This window comes from Pseudomonas sp. URMO17WK12:I6, assembly GCF_003253625.1.
GTDB lineage: Bacteria > Pseudomonadota > Gammaproteobacteria > Pseudomonadales > Pseudomonadaceae > Aquipseudomonas.
The window spans coordinates 202,106-221,888 of the sequence record NZ_QKYZ01000005.1 but is presented as its reverse complement, the minus strand read 5'-3'; the positions used below and the strand labels follow the sequence as shown (position 1 = coordinate 221,888).

Here is a 19,783-nt window from a genome sequence, read left to right as displayed (position 1 = left end):
TGCAGGGGCGAGGCTTGCCCGCGAAGACGTCCTTCCTGCCACCAAAAATATCGAAACTGGCGCCCAATCGCGGCCCATTTCGAACTACGCTCAACCCCGCGCATGAACTCTATTGGGTGTATCACGTCTGATAGGAGGAAATGCGCCCCGACTCGCGTTAAACTGCGCGGGTTTTTAGCCCCCCATTCCTCCGGAGCCGTCCATGTCCCGCGTTACCCTGAGTCGCTATTTGATTGAGCAGACCCGCAGCAACAACACTCCTGCCGATCTGCGTTTCCTGATCGAAGTGGTGGCGCGTGCCTGTAAGGAAATCAGCCACGCCGTTTCCAAAGGCGCCCTGGGTGGTGTCCTGGGCAGCATGGGCACTGAAAACGTCCAAGGTGAAGTGCAGAAGAAGCTTGATGTGATGTCCAACGACATCCTGCTCGAAGCCAACGAATGGGGCGGTCACCTAGCCGGCATGGCATCCGAAGAAATGGACAATGCCTACCAGATCCCGGGCAAATACCCGAAAGGCGCGTACCTGCTGGTGTTCGACCCGCTGGACGGTTCGTCGAACATCGACATCAACGCGCCGGTCGGTACGATCTTCTCGGTGCTGCGTTGCCCGAACGAATACCTGACCCAGAACGAGCCTTTGAACGAAAAGGCCTTCCTGCAGCCAGGCACTCAGCAGGTTGCCGCCGGTTACGCGATTTACGGTCCACAGACCATGCTGGTGCTGACCCTGGGCAATGGCGTCAAAGGCTTCACCCTGGATCGTGAAATGGGCAGCTTCGTACTGACCCATGAAGACATCACGATTCCGGAGTCCACGCAGGAATTCGCGATCAACGCGTCCAACAAGCGTCACTGGGAAGCGCCGGTACAACGTTACGTCGACGAATTGCTGGCTGGCGATGAAGGCCCGCTGAAGAAGAACTACAACATGCGTTGGGTCGCCGCGATGGTGGCCGACGTGCACCGCATCCTGACCCGCGGCGGTCTGTTCATGTACCCACGCGACAGCCGCGAGCCGTCGAAGCCGGGCAAACTGCGCCTGATGTACGAAGCCAACCCGATGTCGTTCCTGGTGGAGCAAGCGGGTGGCGCATCCACTGACGGCCACCAGCGCATCCTCGACATCCAGCCGGAAGGCCTGCACCAGCGTGTTGCGGTGTTCCTCGGTTCGAAAGAAGAAGTTGCCCGCGTCACGGCTTACCACAAGGAATAAAACATGACCGCGCCCTGGCAGCCGTTACTCGAATGGTGGTTTGGATCTTTCGAATCACCCAACGAAATAGCGGCTGACAAGGGCAAGTTATGGTTCGGCAAGCGTGACAGTCAGGACCTCGAAGCGCGGATGCGTTTCGGGGATCTGGTCGAGCAGGCACTGGCCGGCGGATTGACCGAATGGGCGCAACGCCCCGAAGGTTGGCTGGCCCTGGTGCTGTTGCTCGATCAATTGCCGCGAATGATCTTTCGCGACACACCCAAATCCTTTTCCGGCGACGTCAGGGCCCAGGCACTGGTGGCGCAAGGCATTGCCGCGGATTTCGATCGGCAACTGCGACCGATCCAGCGGGTTTTTATCTATCTGGTGTTCGAACACTGCGAAAACCTGGCGGTGCAGAACGAAGCGGTTTCGCGGTTTCTCGATCTGGTTGAACAGCAACCCGAGGCGGATCGGGCGGTGTTTGCCAGCAACCTGGATTACGCCGAACGGCATCAGAAGATCATTGCGCGATTTGGGCGGTTTCCCCATCGCAATGCGGTGTTGGGGCGTGAGTCTACGGCTGAGGAGCTGGAGTTTCTTTCGGGGCCAGGATCGCGCTTCTAGCTTTTCGTTGTTGCTGATGCCGGCATCGCGGGCAAGCCCGCGATGCGGCCGGTGAGAGCGCCTTAGATCCGGAAACTACCCACCAACTGCTTCAACCGCGCCGCTTGCTGCTCAAGATCGGCACACGCACGCAAAGTCGACTGCAAGTTCTCCACGCCTTCCTGGTTCAGCGTGTTGATCTCGGTGATGTCGACGTTGATCGATTCCACCACGGCGGTCTGTTCTTCAGTCGCGGTAGCCACCGACTGGTTCATCCCGTCGATTTCACCGATGCGCTGCGTCACGCTGCCCAGGCGTTCGCCAGCCTGGTTGGCGATGCCGACGCTGCTTTCGCTCTGGCGCTGGCTGTCGGTCATGGTGCTGACCGCTTCCCGGGCCCCAACTTGCAGCTCCTCGATCATCTTCTGCACTTGCTGCGCCGAATCCTGAGTGCGGTGGGCGAGGTTGCGTACTTCGTCGGCCACCACGGCAAAACCACGGCCGGCTTCACCGGCACGGGCAGCTTCGATGGCCGCGTTGAGGGCCAGCAGGTTGGTCTGTTGCGAGATGCTGGTGATCACTTCCAGAATCTGTCCGATGTTCACTGTGTTGCTGTTCAGGGTTTCGATGTTGCCGCACGAATCGCTGATTTTTGCCGAAAGCTGGTGCATCGCGGCGATGGTTTTATCCACTACCTGCTGACCCTCTTCGGCCAGGCTGCGTGCGTCGCTCGAGTGTTGCGAGGCGAGGGCGGCGTTTTGGGCGATTTCCTGGGCGGCGGCACCGAGCTGGTTGATCGCTGCCGCGACGCTGCTGGTGCGCGAGGCCTGTTGATCGGAGTTGAACATTGACGAGTTCGAGGCCGCCACTACGCGCAGGGCAACTTCGTTGACCTGGCCGGTGGCCGAAGATACTTCGCGGATCGAGGTGTGGATACGCTCGACGAAACGGTTGAACGAGGTGCCCAGTGCACCGAATTCGTCCTGGCCGTGAATGGTCAGGCGTTTGGTCAGGTCGCCTTCGCCCTCGGCGATGTCATGCATGGCGCGGCCCATGATCAGCAGCGGCTGCATCAGCACGCGGATCAACATGCTCAGCAGCGCGATGATGATCACCACGGCGATGACCATGGCGATGATCGCCGAGGTGCGGAATTCGCTGAGCATCGAGAACGCGGTTTCCTGATCCAGCACCAGCGCCACGTACCAGTCCGCCGACGGCACACCGTTAACGTGGGTGAAGGAGATGAACTGGGTTTTACCGTCCAGTTCGACTTCTTTCAGGCCCGGGCTGACTTTCGGCGCGCCGTTGGGGTAGGCGTCGGCCAGGTTCTTGAGCACCAGTTTGCTGTCCGGGTGGATCAGAATCTTGCCGTCGGCGCTGACAATGAACGCATGGCCATGACCGCCGAAGTTCAGCGAGTTGATGATCGCGCTGACGCTGGACAGGTCGATATCCGCGCCGGCGACGCCAATCATCTGGCTCTGGTACTTCACCGGCGTGGCCACGGTGATCACCAGTTTGCCCGACGACGCCGCGATGTAGGGTTCGGTGACGATGGTCTGTTGCGCGTTGTTGGCTGCCTTGTACCAGCCACGAGCGCGAGGGTCGTAGTCCGCGGCGCGGTTGCCGGCCGGGATCGAGAACATCACGCCATCGGTGCCGCCGAAGTAGCTCAGCTGGAAGTTGCTGGTATAGGCCGGCAAGTCGATGGCGCGTTTGAGATTGGCCGGGGCGCTGCCGTCCACGGCGATCTGCTGGGACAGCGATTGCAGCAATTGGATGCGGCTTTCCAGCCAGGTCTGGATGTTGCTGGTGGTCAGGCTGCCGAGTTCCTGCATCGAGGACTCGGTACTGCTGCGCAGGGTTTGACGCTGGCGGTAATCGTTGAACAGGATGAAACAGGCGAATGCAACGGCCACCACGAGAGCGGCTGCCAACAAGATCTTGTGGCTGAATTTCATGTTTCTGGTCATTAAATGATCTACCGCGCAGTGGCTGGTCAGCAAAGGGGCGTCAATTTGCCATAGTCGAGGGCTTGGCGCTGCTTTTATGTCGACTGGCCAGCGCTAAAGATTAGGCGGGTATTGACGAAAACCGACGAAATACCCAGTGACCTGAGAAAGGGGCTGATTTATCGGTAAAAGGCTGACGAGTGGCCTAATAAATAGGCGGACGGTCGGGGAACCAGATTAGGGTTTTCTCTTCTAAGCTTCTGGTTGGCAACATGCCACCTCTCTTCCGCTCCAGGAGTTACACCATGTCGCTGCGTTCTATCGCCTTGCTCTCGTTCTGCGTGCTGTTGGCCGCGTGCAGCAAGATCAATCAGGAAAATTATTCGAAGCTGTCGACCGGCATGCCCAAGGCCCAGGTTGAAACCTTGCTGGGCAAACCCACCGATTGCTCGGGCGCACTCGGCATGTCCAGCTGCACCTGGGGCGACAAAAACAGCTTTATCAGCGTGCAGTATGCCGGTGACAAAGTGCTGATGTTTTCGGGCCAAGGCCTGAAGTAAACCGGGGCTTTTCGCCCACGGGAGAAAAAAATAATGAAGCGGTTCCTGATCGTTCTTTTTGCCGGCCTGGTATTGGCCGGCTGCGCCTCTTCTGGCGTAGATCCGTTGGCGCCCAAGACCGTCAATAGTGTCAACCTCAAGCGTTACCAGGGAACCTGGTACGAATTGGCGCGTCTGCCGGTGTATTTCCAGCGTAACTGTGCGCAATCCGAAGCCCATTACAGCCTCAAGCCTGACGGTGAGATGGCGGTGCTGAACCGCTGCCTGACTTCGCAATGGCAATGGGAAGAGGCCAAGGGCAGGGCTTATCCACAGGAAGTCGGCAAGGCCGACAAGCTGTGGGTTGAATTCGACACCTGGTTCTCGCGATTGATACCCGGTGTGTCGAAGGGAGAATACTGGGTGTTGTACGTCAGCGATGACTACAAGACCGCGATTGTCGGCGACCCGAGCCGCCATCATCTCTGGCTGCTGTCACGGACCCCGACGGTCAATGGCGTAGTGCGTGAAGAACTGCTGAGCAGGGCGCGTCAGCAGGGCTATGACACGACGCGACTGATCTGGCGTACGTCGGATGCCAAGATGGCCAAGACCTCGAACTAACGGTCACCGAAAAGCAAAAACTGTGGGAGCGAGCAGGCTCGCTCCCACAGTTTTTTTGCGTCAGCCCAAGAGATCGCGCAGGACTTGAGTGAATGCCCGGTTACTCTCTTCCTCGTCGGCGTGCCGCCCATCGCGCACGACCCACTGGCCATTGACCAGCACATCCCGCACCTGGCGATCGCCACCGGCAAATAGCCAACGATTGAGAATCCCGTCGCCACTGGCCGTCGCCAGGTACGGATCGTTGCCGTCCAGCACCAACCAATCCGCGCGCTTGCCGACTTCCAGGGCGCCGATTGGCTGCCCCAACGCCTGGGCGCCGCCATCCAGCGCGGCGTCGTACAGCGTGCGGCCGACCATCGGCTGATTCGCGCCATACAACCGATTACGCCGCTGATCGCGCAGACGCTGGCCGTATTCCAGCCAGCGCAATTCTTCCACCACGCTCAACGATACATGGCTGTCGGAACCGATACCCATGCGCCCGCCCTGCGCCAGGAAGGCCACCGCCGGGAAAATCCCGTCGCCGAGGTTGGCTTCAGTGGTCAGGCACAGGCCGGCGATGGCGCGGCTCTTGGCCATGAGCGTAACTTCTTCCGGGTTGGCGTGGGTGGCGTGGACCAGGCACCAGCGTTGATCGACTTCGGTGTTTTCGTACAGCCATTGCAGTGGACGGCGACCGCTCCAGCTAAGGCAGTCGTCGACTTCCTTCTGCTGCTCGGCGATGTGAATGTGCACCGGGCACTGCTTGTCGCTGGCCGCCAGCACTTCGCTGATCTGCTGCGGTGTGACCGCGCGCAACGAGTGGAAACACAGGCCGAGCGACTGCGCCGGTTGCTGCGCCAGAATCGGCTGCAAACGTGACTGAAGCTTCAGGTAGTTTTCGGTGCTGTTGATAAAGCGGCGTTGGCCTTCGTTCGGGGTCTGGCCGCCGAAACCGGAATGGCTGTAGAGCACCGGCAGCAAGGTCAAACCGATACCGGCAGAGCTGGCCGCCTGGCTGATGCGCAGTGCCAGTTCGGCCGGGTCCGCATACGGCTGGCCATTATTGTCGTGATGGACGTAATGAAATTCAGCGACCGATGTGTAGCCGGCCTTGAGCATTTCGATGTACAGCTGTCGGGCGATAATGCCGAGTTGGTCCGGGCTGATTTTTCCGACGAGCCGATACATCAGATCGCGCCAGGTCCAGAAACTGTCATTCGGATTACCCGCCACTTCCGCCAGGCCGGCCATGGCCCGCTGGAAGGCGTGGGAGTGTAAATTCGGCATTCCCGGCAGCAGCGGACCGCTCAACCGTTCGGCGCCATCTGCGTGGGAATCGGCCTGGATTTGGGTCAGCACGCCATCGGCGTTGACTTCAAGACGTACATTGTTGGCCCATCCACTAGGCAGCAGCGCGCGTTCGGCAAAGAAGGCGGACATGGTTCAGCACCCCATCGTGTGTTATTTGTATATACATATACAGACGTTTGCCTGCTCGGTAAACTCCGGCAAGCTAGCAACCTCTACCAAATGAACAAGGATTAACCGTGCCGACTCCGCCTCCAGTCTCCCCGTTGGCCGCGAACATGGGCGACAGTCCGGCGCCCTTGTACGCCCGCGTAAAACAGATGATCACCCAGCAAATCGACAGTGGAAACTGGCCGCCGCACTACCGCGTTCCGTCGGAAAGCGAACTGGTCAACCAGCTGGGTTTCAGCCGCATGACCATCAACCGCGCCCTGCGCGAGATGACTGCCGACGGCCTGTTGGTGCGTATGCAAGGCGTCGGAACGTTCGTCGCCGAGCCGAAAAGTCAGTCTGCGCTGTTTGAAGTGCACAACATCGCCGACGAGATCGCCTCCCGTGGTCATCGTCACACGTGCAAGGTGATCACCCTCGAAGAAGAGGCCGCCGGTTCCGAGCGGGCCCTGGCCCTGGACATGCGCGAAGGCCAGAAGGTGTTCCACTCGCTGATCGTGCATTTCGAAAACGATATCCCGGTGCAAATCGAAGACCGTTTCGTCAACGCGCTGGTGGCGCCGGACTACCTCAAGCAAGACTTCACCCTGCAAACGCCTTACGCCTATCTGAATCAGGTCGCGCCGTTGACCGAGGGCGAGCATGTGGTCGAAGCGATTCTTGCCGAGCCATCCGAATGCAAGCTGCTACAGATTGAAAAGGGCGAACCGTGCCTGCTGATTCGTCGCCGCACCTGGTCCGGCCGTCAGCCGGTGACCGCCGCCCGCTTGATCCACCCCGGTTCCCGTCATCGTCTGGAAGGACGGTTCCACAAATAAAAAGAGCCATAAATGAGTCAGTTGAAGGTATTACGCGCGGCCGATTACCCGCGCATGCCGTGGAAGAACGGCGGCGGCAGCACTGAAGAAATCACCCGTGATACGGGGATAGGTCTTGATGGTTTTGGTTGGCGCCTGTCGATTGCCGACATCGGCGAGTCGGGCGGTTTTTCCACCTTTGCCGGTTATGAGCGGGTGATCACCGTACTGCAAGGCGAGGGCATGACCTTGCGCGTCGATGGCCAGGACACGCGGGCGTTGTTACCGCTCGACCCGTTTGCTTTCAATGGCGAGAGTCACGTGTCCTGCGCATTGCTCGGTGGGCCGATTCGCGACTTCAACCTGATTTATGCAGCGGATCGTTACAGTGCGCGGTTGCAGTGGCTGGAAGGCAAGCAGCGGTTTTTTAGTGAAGCCGGGACTCTGCTGGTGTTCAGTGTCAGTGAAGCGCTGGAAGTGAAGGTCGGTAACAAAGCATCGCAACTCGGTCGCCATGATTGCCTGCAACTGGACGGTAACGTCGGTCTGCAGGACGTCGCCCTCAATGGTTCGTGCTGTGTCATTGAGCTGACTGCACGCTGATCCAATATCGAGTCGCCTCTATCGCGGGCAAGCCTCGCGCCCACAAGGTCGATGACAATCTTGTGGGCGCGAGGCTTGCCCGCGATGCTTTTCGTCCTCGCAAATCCGTTCCCCATCGCGCACCAATTTGTTACCGAACGCCCCAGTGTGGCGCAAAACCATGCTCAAGTAACAACCGGCACGTCCCCGAATAAATCCCCGCGAAAAATTTCACTTACGCCAGAACCCTTGATCCAGGCGCTTTCCAGCCCTGTAAGAAATTTTCTTGGATGCTCATTCAACAAGTTGGCCGCTTGATTGCATATGCTTGTATGTACAAGTAAAGACGTATGTGTATGAGTCACGAAGACTCAACCATCGTCCACTGATTCGCTGATGTGCACTGATGCCCATCGGCTTGCTCGCCCACTACCTGGGTTGGTTTGGATTGATTGCTGAGGAGTTCTTTTCGTGACTGAGAATAAACCTACTAAGTTTCGTGACGTTGAAATCCGTGCTGCCCGCGGTAACAAGCTGACCGCCAAGAGCTGGCTGACTGAAGCGCCGCTGCGCATGCTGATGAACAACCTCGACCCGGAAGTCGCCGAGAACCCTAAAGAACTGGTGGTTTACGGTGGTATCGGTCGTGCGGCACGTAACTGGGAATGCTACGACAAGATCGTCGAAAGCCTGACCAACCTGAACGACGACGAGACCCTGCTGGTGCAATCCGGCAAGCCGGTCGGCGTGTTCAAGACCCACAGCAACGCACCACGCGTTCTGATTGCCAACTCCAACCTGGTACCCCACTGGGCGAACTGGGAGCACTTCAACGAACTCGACGCCAAAGGCCTGGCCATGTACGGCCAGATGACCGCCGGCAGCTGGATCTACATCGGCAGCCAGGGCATCGTTCAAGGCACCTACGAAACCTTCGTCGAAGCCGGTCGCCAGCATTACAACGATGATCTGAAAGGTCGTTGGGTCCTGACCGCAGGCCTCGGCGGCATGGGCGGCGCTCAACCTCTGGCTGCAACCCTGGCCGGCGCTTGCTCGCTGAACATCGAATGCCAACAAGTGAGTATCGATTTCCGTCTGAAAAGCCGTTACGTCGACGAGCAAGCCAAAGACCTCGACGACGCCCTGGCCCGTATCGCCAAATACACCGCCGAAGGCAAGGCGATCTCCATCGCCCTGCTGGGCAACGCTGCGGAAATCCTCCCGGAACTGGTCCGTCGTGGCGTGCGCCCGGACATGGTCACCGACCAGACCAGCGCCCACGACCCGCTCAACGGCTACCTGCCGGCCGGCTGGACCTGGGACGAATACCGCGCTCGCGCCAAGACCGAACCTGCTGCCGTGGTCAAGGCCGCCAAGCAATCGATGGCCGTGCACGTTAAAGCGATGTTGGACTTCCAGAAAATGGGCGTGCCGACGTTCGACTACGGCAACAACATCCGTCAGATGGCGCAAGAAGAAGGCGTGGAAAACGCATTCGACTTCCCGGGTTTCGTACCGGCTTACATCCGTCCACTGTTCTGCCGTGGCATCGGCCCGTTCCGTTGGGCTGCGCTGTCGGGCGACCCGCAGGACATCTACAAGACCGACGCTAAAGTCAAAGAACTGATCCCGGACGACGCCCACCTGCACAACTGGCTGGACATGGCTCGCGAGCGCATCAGCTTCCAGGGTCTGCCGGCACGTATCTGCTGGGTTGGCCTGGGCCTGCGCGCCAAGCTCGGTCTGGCGTTCAACGAAATGGTCCGTAGCGGTGAATTGTCCGCGCCAATCGTGATCGGTCGCGACCACCTGGACTCCGGTTCCGTATCCAGCCCGAACCGCGAAACCGAATCGATGCAGGACGGTTCCGACGCCGTGTCCGACTGGCCACTGCTCAACGCTCTGCTGAACACCGCGAGCGGCGCGACCTGGGTTTCCCTGCACCACGGCGGCGGCGTCGGCATGGGCTTCTCCCAGCACTCGGGCATGGTGATTGTCTGCGACGGTACTGACGAAGCGGCCGAGCGTATCGCTCGCGTGCTGCACAACGACCCGGCCACCGGTGTCATGCGTCACGCCGATGCGGGTTACCAGATCGCGATCGACTGCGCCAAGGAACAGGGGCTGAACCTGCCGATGATCACCGGCAAATAAGAGAAAAGACCACTGCAGGAGCTGTCGCGGCAGCTCCTGCAGAGATCACGATGTTGCAGACCCAACAATAAGCGGGGCGGGTCGCGCGTAGCGCAGGCCTGATTGGACGTGGACAGGGCTGGATGCCTCTTGACTGCCGTAAGCCAACTCATGATTAGGAGCGTCACACAATGAAATCGAACAAGACCCTGCTGACCACTTTGCTTTCCATGGGCCTGCTGGCCAGTGCCGGTGCTACCCAGGCGGCTGGCTGGTGCGAATCGGGTAAACCGGTGAAATTCGCCGGCCTGAACTGGGAAAGCGCCATGCTGCTGACCGACGTGCTGCAAGTCGTGTTGGAGAAAGGCTACGACTGCAAGACCGACAGCCTGCCGGGCAACTCCATCACCATGGAAAACGCCCTGAGCAGCAACGACATCCAAGTGTTCGCCGAAGAGTGGGTCGGCCGCAGCGAAGTCTGGAACAAGGCCGAGAAGGCCGGCAAGGTCGTCGGTGTCGGCGCTCCGGTGGTGGGTGCCGTCGAAGGCTGGTACGTGCCGCGCTACGTGATCGAAGGCGACGCCAAGCGCAAACTGGAAGCCAAGGCGCCGGACCTGAAAAACATTGCCGACCTGGCTAAATATTCCGCAGTATTCAAGGACGCCGAAGAGCCATCCAAAGGGCGTTTCTACAACTGCCCGGCCGGCTGGACCTGCGAGCTGGATAACAGCGAAATGCTGAAAAGCTACGGCCTGGAAAACAGCTACACCAACTTCCGTCCAGGCACCGGCCCGGCGCTGGATGCGGCGGTGCTGTCGAGCTACAAGCGTGGCGAGCCGATCCTTTTCTACTACTGGTCGCCAACCCCGCTGATGGGCCAGATCGACGTGGTCAAACTGGAAGAAAAACCGGGTGTCGACAAGCGCGTGACCATCAAGGTCGGCCTCTCCAAGACTTTCCACGAGCAGGCCCCGGAACTGGTGACCGTGCTGGAAAAGGTCAACCTGCCGATCGACCTGTTGAATCAGAACCTGGGGCGTATGGCCAAAGAGCGGATCGAGTCGCCAAAACTGGCCAAGATCTTCTTGAAGGAACATCCTGAAGTCTGGCACGCGTGGGTGAGCGAAGACGCAGCCAAGAAAATCGACGCGGCCTTGTAGGTTGAGCCTCTCCGACTGTCGGCAACGGCAGTCGGATGCTTGATCGCAACCCCTTGATTGAGAGTCTCTTATGTTTCCCGAAAGCTTTACCTTTTCCATCGCCGACTGGGTCAACGGTTGGGTCGATACGCTGGTCACCAACTACGGCGACGTGTTCCGCAGCATCTCCGACACCCTGCTGTGGGCCATCGTCAATCTTGAAGGGCTGCTGCGTGCGGCGCCCTGGTGGCTGATGCTGGCGATCGTGGCGGGCGTGGCCTGGCACGCGACCCGCAAAGTCGTGACCACGGCGGTCATCGTCGGCCTGCTGTTCCTGGTGGGCGCGGTCGGTCTCTGGGACAAGCTGATGCAGACCCTGGCGCTGATGATGGTGGCGACGGTCATCTCGGTGCTGATCGGCATTCCGTTGGGCATTCTTTCTGCGCGCAGCAATCGCCTGCGTTCGGTGTTGATGCCGTTGCTGGACATCATGCAAACCATGCCGAGCTTCGTGTACCTGATCCCGGTGCTGATGCTGTTCGGCCTGGGCAAGGTCCCGGCGATTTTCGCTACCGTTATTTACGCTGCGCCGCCGCTGATCCGCCTGACCGATCTGGGTATTCGCCAGGTTGACGGTGAAGTGATGGAAGCGATCAACGCCTTCGGTGCCAACCGCTGGCAGCAACTGTTCGGCGTGCAACTGCCGCTGGCCCTGCCAAGCATCATGGCCGGGATCAACCAGACCACCATGATGGCCCTGTCGATGGTGGTGATCGCCTCGATGATCGGTGCCCGTGGCTTGGGTGAAGACGTATTGGTGGGGATTCAGACCCTCAACGTCGGACGTGGTCTTGAGGCCGGTCTGGCGATCGTGATTCTGGCAGTGGTGATCGACCGCATTACACAGGCGTACGGTCGTGCACGGCATGAGGTGAGCAAATGAGCAACGCAGCCATCAGCAAGATCGAAGTCAAAAACGTCTTCAAGATTTTCGGCAACCGTTCCAAGGATGCGCTGGCCATGATTAGCCAGGGCAAAACCAAAGACCAGGTACTGGCCGAAACCGGTTGCGTGGTTGGCGTGAATGACCTGTCGCTGAGCATCGGCACCGGCGAGATCTTCGTGATCATGGGCCTGTCGGGTTCCGGCAAGTCGACCCTGGTGCGTCACTTCAACCGCCTGATCGACCCGACCAGCGGCGCGATCCTGGTGGACGGCGTGGACATCCTGCAATACGACATGGAAGCCCTGCGCGAATTTCGCCGGCACAAGATCAGCATGGTGTTCCAGAGCTTCGGCCTGCTGCCGCACAAAAGCGTGCTGGATAACGTCGCCTACGGCCTGAAAGTGCGTGGCGAGAGCAAGCAGATGTGCGCCGAGCGCGCGCTGCACTGGATCAACACCGTGGGCCTGAAGGGCTACGAAAACAAATACCCGCATCAGCTTTCCGGCGGTATGCGCCAGCGTGTGGGCCTGGCTCGCGCCTTGGCGGCGGACACCGACATCATCCTGATGGACGAAGCTTTCAGCGCCCTCGACCCGCTGATCCGCGCCGAAATGCAGGACCAGTTGCTGGAACTGCAAAAGACCCTGCACAAGACCATCGTCTTCATCACCCACGACCTCGACGAGGCCGTGCGCATCGGCAATCGCATCGCGATTCTCAAGGATGGCCGGCTGATTCAGGTCGGCACGCCACGAGAGATCCTGCATTCGCCGGCGGATGAGTATGTGGACCGGTTCGTACAGCGGCGGGCTGCAGTGGTTTGAGGTTGATCGTTTTTGTGGCGAGGGAGCTTGCTCCCGCTGGGTTGCGAAGCGGCCCTGAAAATCTGCGACCGCTGCGCGGTCGAACGGGAGCAAGCTCCCTCGCCACAGGTGTCATACGTCCATGAATTTTGTATGAGGCTCTAGATGTCCCAGGCTGAAAAAATCGTTATCGCCGATGCCCCGTTGCGTTGGCAGGATGTGGTCGCGGTCGCCCGCCACGGTGCGCAGCTTGAGCTGTCGGCCCAAACCTGGGCGCGGATCGAGAATGCCCAGGCGATCGTCCAGCGCATCGTCGCCAGCGGCGAGCGCGCCTATGGCGTCAACACCGGCCTGGGCGCCTTGTGCAACGTCTCGCTCAAGGATGAACAACTCAGCCAGCTGTCGCGCAACACCTTGCTCAGCCATGCCTGCGGCGTCGGTGCTCCGCTGTCCGACGAGCAGACTCGCGCGATCCTCTGCGCCGCGATCCACAACTACAGCCATGGCAAATCCGGCATTCACCGCCGGGTGGTCGAAGCATTGCTGGCGCTGCTCAATCGCGGCATCACTCCGCAGGTGCCGTCCCAGGGGTCGGTCGGTTATCTGACCCACATGGCCCACATCGGTATCGCGCTGCTGGGCGTCGGCAATGTCAGCTATCGCGGGCAAATCGTTTCTGCACAACAAGCCTTGGCCGAAGAAGGGCTGCAACCGGTTCAACTGGGTGCCAAAGATGGTTTGTGCCTGGTCAACGGCACACCGTGCATGACCGGCCTCAGCTGCCTGGCCCTGGCCGATGCAACGAACCTGGTGCAGTGGGCCGATGTGATCGGCGCCATGAGCTTCGAAGCCCAGCGTGGTCAGATTGCCGCGTTCGATGCTGAGATCATTGCGCTCAAACCGCATCCGGGCATGCAACAGGTGGGTATCAATCTGCGGGCGTTGCTCGACGGCAGTGAAGTGATCGCCAACAGCAAAGGTATTCGCACTCAGGATGCACTGAGCATCCGCTCGATTCCGCAAGTGCATGGCGCTGCCCGCGATCAGCTGGAACACGCCAGAAAACAGATCGAAACCGAGCTCAACTCCGCGACCGACAACCCGTTGCTGCTGGGCACGCCGGACAATTTCCGCGTCATGTCCCAGGCCAATCCGCACGGCCAATCAGTCGCTTTGGCGGCTGACTTGCTGGCGATCGCGATGGCTGAGATCGGCTCCATTGCCGAGCGTCGCCTGGACCGCTTGGTCAACCCGCACGTCAGCGGTTTGCCAGCCTTTCTGGTGGCCAACCCGGGCGTGAACTCCGGGATGATGATCGTGCAATACGTCGCGGCGTCGCTGTGTGCGGAAAACCGCCAGTTGGCGCAGCCGGCGGTGCTCGATAACTACGTCACTTCGGGCTTGCAGGAAGACCACCTGAGCATGGGCACCAACGCCGCGCTGAAGCTGCATCGCGCGTTGGAAAACTGCACGCAGATCCTCGCCATCGAGTACCTGTTGGCGGCTCAGGCTTTTGAATTCCTGAAAGAACAACGCTTCGGCGCCGGCACCGATGCCGCGTGGCGCCTGCTGCGCGAACGTATTCCGGCCTACGACCAGGACCGCTGGCTGGCGCCAGACATCGCCAGCGCCGCTGCTGTTTTGAAAGACCCGATTTTGCTGCACAAGGCTGTACCGAACCTCAACTGATTTCCACAACCACCAGCGTGCCAAGGCGCGGCCCCTCCAAAAGGCGGGAAGCGACGGACAACGGATATCTCCGGAGCGTCTGGTTAGTTAATAAAAATGCTCTCAAAAGGAGAATGAATGTGACTGCGCTTAATTTGATTCCCGGCCAACTGAGCCTTGCCCAACTGCGTGATGTGTATCAGCAACCGGTCAAAATCACTCTCGACGAAAGCGCTTCGGCGCAAATCGAAGCCAGCGTTGCCTGCGTGGAACAGATCCTCGCCGAGAACCGCACCGCGTATGGCATCAACACCGGTTTCGGCCTGCTGGCCTCGACCCGCATCGCCAGCGAAGACCTGGAAAACCTCCAGCGCTCGCTGGTGCTGTCCCATGCCGCCGGTGTCGGCGAGCCGATCAGCGACGCCCTGGTGCGACTGGTCATGGTGCTCAAGGTCAACAGCCTGAGCCGTGGTTTCTCCGGCATTCGTCGTCAGGTGATCGACGCACTGATCGCGCTGATCAATGCCGAGGTTTACCCGCATATTCCTCTGAAAGGTTCGGTTGGTGCATCCGGCGATTTGGCGCCGTTGGCGCACATGTCGCTGGTACTGCTGGGTGAAGGCAAGGCGCGCTACAAAGGCGAATGGCTGCCCGCCACCGAAGCGCTGAAAGTCGCCGGTCTGACACCGCTGACCCTGGCAGCGAAAGAAGGCCTGGCGCTGCTCAACGGCACTCAGGTGTCCACCGCCTACGCCCTGCGTGGCCTGTTCGAAGGCGAAGATCTGTTCGCCGGCGCCCTGGCTCTTGGTGGCCTGACGGTCGAAGCGGTATTGGGTTCGCGCTCGCCATTCGACGCACGTATTCATGCCGCTCGCGGCCAGAAAGGCCAGATCGACGCCGCTGCCGCTTACCGCGATCTGCTGGGTGAGCGCAGTGAAGTGTCCGACTCGCACCAGAACTGCGAAAAGGTCCAGGATCCGTACTCCCTGCGCTGCCAGCCGCAAGTCATGGGCGCCTGCCTGACCCAGTTCCGTCAGGCCGCCGAAGTGCTTGCCATCGAAGCCAACGCCGTATCGGACAACCCATTGGTGTTCGCCGCTGAAGGCGACGTGATCTCCGGCGGTAACTTCCATGCCGAGCCGGTGGCCATGGCTGCCGACAATATGGCCCTGGCCATCGCCGAAATCGGCTCCCTGAGTGAACGCCGCATCTCGCTGATGATGGACAAGCACATGTCGCAACTGCCGCCGTTCCTGGTGGCCAATGGCGGCGTGAACTCCGGCTTCATGATCGCTCAAGTAACGGCTGCGGCACTGGCCAGCGAGAACAAGGCGCTGTCCCATCCGCATTCGGTGGACAGCCTGCCGACTTCCGCCAACCAGGAAGACCACGTGTCCATGGCGCCGGCTGCCGGCAAGCGTCTGTGGGAAATGGCCGAGAACACTCGCGGGATTCTCGCGGTGGAATGGTTGGCGGCGGCCCAGGGTCTGGATCTGCGCGACGGTCTGAAAACCTCGCCAAAACTGGAAAAAGCCCGCGCGATCCTGCGTGCTGAAGTGCCGTTCTACGAGAAGGACCGCTTCTTTGCGCCGGACATCAATGCGGCCAGTGAGTTGTTGGCGACGCGTTGCCTGAATGGCCTGGTGACGGCGAAGTTGTTGCCTAGCCTGTAATAGCTCCTTCCCTGATGATCGTTCCCACGCGGAGCGTGGGAACGATCATTTAGCGTCGAATAAGAATAATTAAGGACGAGAGATGCAACAGCCAGCAAAAGGTTTGAAACGCGGGCTCTCTGCCCGACATATTCGCTTCATGGCACTGGGGTCGGCGATCGGCACCGGGCTGTTTTACGGTTCTGCCTCGGCCATTCAAATGGCCGGCCCCGCGGTCCTGCTCGCTTACCTGATCGGTGGCGCGGCGGTGTTCATGGTCATGCGCGCCCTTGGCGAAATGGCGGTGCATAACCCGGTGGCCGGTTCTTTCGGCCAGTACGCCAGCACCTATCTGGGGCCAATGGCGGGCTTTATCCTCGGTTGGACCTACGCATTTGAAATGGTCATCGTCGGTATGGCCGACGTGACCGCATTCGGCATTTACATGGGGTTCTGGTTTCCGGAAGTCTCCCGCTGGATCTGGGTGCTGGGCATCGTTTCGGTGGTCGGCGGCTTGAACCTGTGCAACGTCAAAGTCTTCGGCGAAATGGAGTTCTGGTTGTCGCTGCTCAAGGTCGCGGCCATCGTCGCGATGATCCTCGGTGGTTTCGGCATCATGCTGTTCGGCATCAGCAATGCGCCCGGTGCCCAGGCGACCGATATCAGCAACCTCTGGACCCAGGGCGGCTTCATGCCCAATGGCGTGGGCGGCTTGATCGCCTCGTTTGCGGTGGTGATGTTTGCCTTTGGCGGTATTGAAATCATCGGCGTTACCGCCGGTGAAGCCAAAGACCCGCAGCATGTGCTGCCTCGCGCGATCAATGCCGTACCGTTGCGAATCCTGCTGTTCTACGTGCTGACGATGCTGGTGCTGATGTCGATCTTCCCGTGGCAGCAGATCGGCAGCCAAGGCAGCCCGTTCGTGCAGATTTTCGACAACCTGGGGATCAGCTCGGCGGCGACCATCCTCAACATCGTGGTGATCTCGGCGGCGGTGTCGGCCATCAACAGTGACATCTTCGGCGCGGGCCGCATGATGTATGGCCTGGCTCAGCAAGGGCACGCACCGAAAGGCTTCGCTCGCTTGTCGCGCAATGGCGTGCCGTGGCTGACGGTGATGGTGATGAGCTGCGCGCTGCTGCTGGGTGTGTTGCTGAACTACCTGATCCCGGAAAACGTGTTTCTGCTGATCGCCTCCATCGCGACCTTTGCCACGGTGTGGGTCTGGCTGATGATTCTGTTCACCCAGGTGGCCATGCGTCGCTCCATGAGTGCCGAGCAGGTCGCACAATTGAAATTCCCGGTGCCGTTCTGGCCCTATGCGCCGATGGCGGCGATTGCCTTCATGCTGTTCATCTTCGGCGTGCTGGGTTATTTCCCGGATACCCAGGCGGCGTTGATCGTCGGCGTGGTCTGGATTGTGTTGCTGGTGCTGGCCTACCTGACGTGGGTCAAACCGGCGGCAGGCAAGGCGGTACCGGTGGAACAGGAACCCATTTTTTCTCATCGATAACCTAACGGAGGCCAAGGATGAAAACGCTCTGGCAACACTGCCACGTCGCAACCATGGCGCAAGGCGTCTACTCGATCATCGAGGATGCGGCCATCGTGACGTCCGGTGCGCACATTGAGTGGATCGGCCCACGCGCCGAACTGCCGGCCGGCGAGTACCCGGCGGTCAATGACTTGAGCGGGGCCTGGGTCACCCCGGGCCTGATCGACTGCCACACCCATACGGTATTCGGCGGCAACCGCAGCGGCGAATTCGAGCAGCGCCTGCAAGGCGTCAGCTACGCGGAAATCGCCGCTGCCGGCGGCGGCATTGCCAGCACCGTGCGCGCCACCCGCGCCGCCAGTGAAGACGAACTGTTCGCCAGCGCCGCCAAGCGTCTGAAAAGCCTGATGCGTGATGGCGTGACCACCGTCGAAATGAAATCCGGCTACGGCCTGGACCTGGCCAGCGAACGCAAGATCCTGCGGGTGATCCGCCGTCTCGGCGCCGAGCTACCCGTCAGCGTGCGCAGCACGTGCCTGGCGGCCCACGCCTTGCCGCCGGAATACACCGACCGCGCCGACGCCTACATCGATCACATCTGCAGCGAAATGCTCCCGGCCCTGGCAGCCGAAGGGCTGGTGGATGCGGTAGACGCTTTCTGTGAATACCTGGCGTTTTCGCCAGAGCAGGTCGAGCGGGTGTTCGTCGCCGCGCAGAACCTCGGCTTGCCGGTGAAGCTGCACGCCGAGCAATTGTCATCGCTGCACGGTTCGAGCCTGGCGGCGCGTTACCACGCATTGTCCGCCGATCATCTGGAATTCATGACCGAAGACGACGCCATCGCCATGGCCAAGTCCGGCACCGTCGCGGTATTGCTGCCCGGCGCGTTTTACTTCTTGCGGGAAACCCAATTGCCGCCGATGGAAGCCCTGCGCAAACACGGGGTGAAAATCGCCATTGCCAGCGACCTTAACCCGGGCACTTCGCCGGCGTTGTCGTTGCGCTTGATGCTGAACATGGCCTGCACCTGCTTCCGCATGACCCCGGAAGAGGCGCTGGCGGGCGCGACTATTCATGCCGCCACCGCCTTGGGCATGGGCCAAACCCACGGTTCGCTGGAAGCCGGCAAGGTCGCAGACTTCGTCGCCTGGCAAATCGATCGTCCGGCCGACCTGTCGTACTGGCTGGGCGGCGACCTGGAAAAACGCGTCGTGCGTCACGGCGTTGAATCAAATCTGTAGGAGAGCGGTTGTGGATAAGGTTCTGAACTTCAAACAAGGCCGCGTGCCACTGCTGATCAGCATGCCCCACGCCGGCCTGCGCCTGACCCCGACGGTGGAAGCGGGATTGATTCCCGACGCGAAAAGCCTGCCGGACACCGATTGGCATATCCCCAGGCTTTATGAATTCGCCGCCGAACTGGGCGCCAGCACCCTGGCGGCCGAGTACTCGCGGTTTGTCATCGACCTGAACCGGCCGTCCGACGACAAGCCTTTATATGTCGGCGCCACCACCGGTCTGTATCCGGCGACGCTGTTCGATGGCGTGCCGTTGTTCCGCGAAGGGCTGGAGCCGTCGGCTGCGGAACGGGCGACGTATCTGGAGCAGATCTGGACGCCGTACCACCGCACCTTGCAGGAAGAACTGGCGCGGCTGAAAGCCGAGTTCGGCTACGCGCTGCTGTTCGACGCGCACTCGATCCGTTCGGTGATTCCGCACCTGTTCGACGGTAAACTACCGGACTTCAACCTCGGCACCTTCAACGGCGCCAGTTGCGATCCGCAGTTGGCCACACAGCTGGAAGCGATCTGCGCGAAGCACACCGATTACAGCCATGTGCTGAACGGTCGCTTCAAGGGCGGTCACATCACCCGGCATTATGGCAATCCGGCCGAGAACATTCATGCCGTGCAACTGGAGTTGGGCCAGTGTACGTATATGGAAGAGTTCCAGCCGTTCCGTTATCGCCCGGATTTGGCCGAGCCGACGCAAGTGGTGCTCCGGGAATTGCTGCAAGGGCTGTTGGCGTGGGGCGAAAAGCATTACAGCGCGTAACCCCGTGGCGAACAGGCCTTTGTGGCGAGGGAGCTTGTCGGATCGCCGCACCGTCCCGCTCGGCGGCGAAGCCGTCGTAAAACCTGTTGGTCGGGCGTATCTGATGAAACTCGGTTGAATGGTTTGGGGGCAG

Annotated in this window: 17 protein-coding genes and 1 pseudogene; 15 read left to right on the top strand and 3 right to left on the bottom strand. The window is 60.3% G+C overall.

What is annotated here, in order from left to right; all coding sequences use genetic code 11:
* Positions 1 to 202 precede the first annotated feature (202 nt).
* Positions 203 to 1,213 (top strand): class 1 fructose-bisphosphatase, encoded by a 1,011-nt coding sequence (locus tag F475_RS11480; protein WP_007933966.1) that lies wholly within the window; start codon positions 203 to 205, stop codon positions 1,211 to 1,213.
* A gap of 3 nt (positions 1,214 to 1,216) precedes the next feature.
* The gene (locus F475_RS11475; RefSeq protein ID WP_018929191.1) at positions 1,217 to 1,819 is read left to right on the top strand and encodes a DUF924 family protein; all 603 of its coding nucleotides are present in this window, start codon (positions 1,217 to 1,219) and stop codon (positions 1,817 to 1,819) included.
* A 62-nt stretch (positions 1,820 to 1,881) separates the two neighbouring features.
* On the opposite strand, the gene F475_RS31060 is transcribed toward F475_RS11475, so the two are convergent.
* Positions 1,882 to 2,646, bottom strand: a complete 765-nt coding sequence (locus F475_RS31060; RefSeq protein WP_370695245.1) for a methyl-accepting chemotaxis protein — start codon at positions 2,644 to 2,646, stop codon at positions 1,882 to 1,884.
* Positions 2,647 to 2,739: 93 nt separating this feature from the next.
* Positions 2,740 to 3,762: pseudogene (locus F475_RS31055) on the bottom strand (cache domain-containing protein); the annotation flags it as partial.
* A gap of 296 nt (positions 3,763 to 4,058) precedes the next feature.
* Here F475_RS31055 and bamE point away from each other — a divergent pair.
* Positions 4,059 to 4,313, top strand: a complete 255-nt coding sequence (gene bamE, locus F475_RS11465; RefSeq protein ID WP_018929189.1) for an outer membrane protein assembly factor BamE — start codon at positions 4,059 to 4,061, stop codon at positions 4,311 to 4,313.
* A 33-nt stretch (positions 4,314 to 4,346) separates the two neighbouring features.
* Positions 4,347 to 4,916, top strand: a complete 570-nt coding sequence (locus F475_RS11460) for a lipocalin family protein (protein WP_064615892.1) — start codon at positions 4,347 to 4,349, stop codon at positions 4,914 to 4,916.
* Between the two features lie 60 nt (positions 4,917 to 4,976).
* Here the strand turns inward: F475_RS11460 and F475_RS11455 are convergent, their stop codons facing one another.
* Positions 4,977 to 6,341, bottom strand: a complete 1,365-nt coding sequence (locus F475_RS11455) for a formimidoylglutamate deiminase (protein ID WP_111453932.1) — start codon at positions 6,339 to 6,341, stop codon at positions 4,977 to 4,979.
* Positions 6,342 to 6,487: 146 nt separating this feature from the next.
* On the opposite strand from F475_RS11455, the gene hutC reads away from it, so the two are divergent.
* From hutC to hutG, 11 genes are all read left to right on the top strand, one after another.
* Complete coding sequence (gene hutC, locus F475_RS11450) at positions 6,488 to 7,198, top strand: histidine utilization repressor (protein WP_161793960.1); 711 nt, start codon at positions 6,488 to 6,490, stop codon at positions 7,196 to 7,198.
* Positions 7,199 to 7,210: 12 nt separating this feature from the next.
* Positions 7,211 to 7,780, top strand: a complete 570-nt coding sequence (locus F475_RS11445) for a HutD family protein (RefSeq protein ID WP_111453931.1) — start codon at positions 7,211 to 7,213, stop codon at positions 7,778 to 7,780.
* Between the two features lie 450 nt (positions 7,781 to 8,230).
* Positions 8,231 to 9,913: a urocanate hydratase gene (gene hutU, locus F475_RS11440; RefSeq protein ID WP_018929184.1), complete on the top strand. Its 1,683-nt coding sequence runs from the start codon at positions 8,231 to 8,233 to the stop codon at positions 9,911 to 9,913.
* Between the two features lie 170 nt (positions 9,914 to 10,083).
* On the top strand, positions 10,084 to 11,052 hold the full coding sequence (locus tag F475_RS11435) for an ABC transporter substrate-binding protein (protein ID WP_018929183.1): 969 nt from the start codon (positions 10,084 to 10,086) through the stop codon (positions 11,050 to 11,052).
* 70 nt (positions 11,053 to 11,122) lie between these two features.
* A complete protein-coding gene (locus tag F475_RS11430) occupies positions 11,123 to 11,974 on the top strand; it encodes a proline/glycine betaine ABC transporter permease (RefSeq protein WP_018929182.1) in 852 nt (283 codons plus the stop codon).
* Positions 11,971 to 12,801: a glycine betaine/L-proline ABC transporter ATP-binding protein gene (locus F475_RS11425; RefSeq protein WP_018929181.1), complete on the top strand. Its 831-nt coding sequence runs from the start codon at positions 11,971 to 11,973 to the stop codon at positions 12,799 to 12,801. Before F475_RS11430 ends, F475_RS11425 begins: the two co-directional genes overlap by 4 nt.
* Positions 12,802 to 12,945: 144 nt before the next feature.
* Entirely contained in the window at positions 12,946 to 14,469 is a 1,524-nt protein-coding gene (gene hutH, locus F475_RS11420; RefSeq protein WP_064615898.1) for a histidine ammonia-lyase, read from the top strand.
* A gap of 113 nt (positions 14,470 to 14,582) precedes the next feature.
* Entirely contained in the window at positions 14,583 to 16,121 is a 1,539-nt protein-coding gene (gene hutH / locus F475_RS11415; RefSeq protein ID WP_018929179.1) for a histidine ammonia-lyase, read from the top strand.
* Between the two features lie 82 nt (positions 16,122 to 16,203).
* Positions 16,204 to 17,613, top strand: a complete 1,410-nt coding sequence (locus F475_RS11410; RefSeq protein WP_018929178.1) for an amino acid permease — start codon at positions 16,204 to 16,206, stop codon at positions 17,611 to 17,613.
* A gap of 17 nt (positions 17,614 to 17,630) precedes the next feature.
* Entirely contained in the window at positions 17,631 to 18,836 is a 1,206-nt protein-coding gene (gene hutI, locus F475_RS11405; RefSeq protein WP_018929177.1) for an imidazolonepropionase, read from the top strand.
* Positions 18,837 to 18,846: 10 nt separating this feature from the next.
* Positions 18,847 to 19,650 carry an N-formylglutamate deformylase gene (gene hutG, locus F475_RS11400; RefSeq protein ID WP_018929176.1) on the top strand — a complete coding sequence of 268 codons (804 nt, stop codon included), beginning with the start codon at positions 18,847 to 18,849 and terminating at the stop codon, positions 19,648 to 19,650.
* Positions 19,651 to 19,783 lie beyond the last annotated feature (133 nt).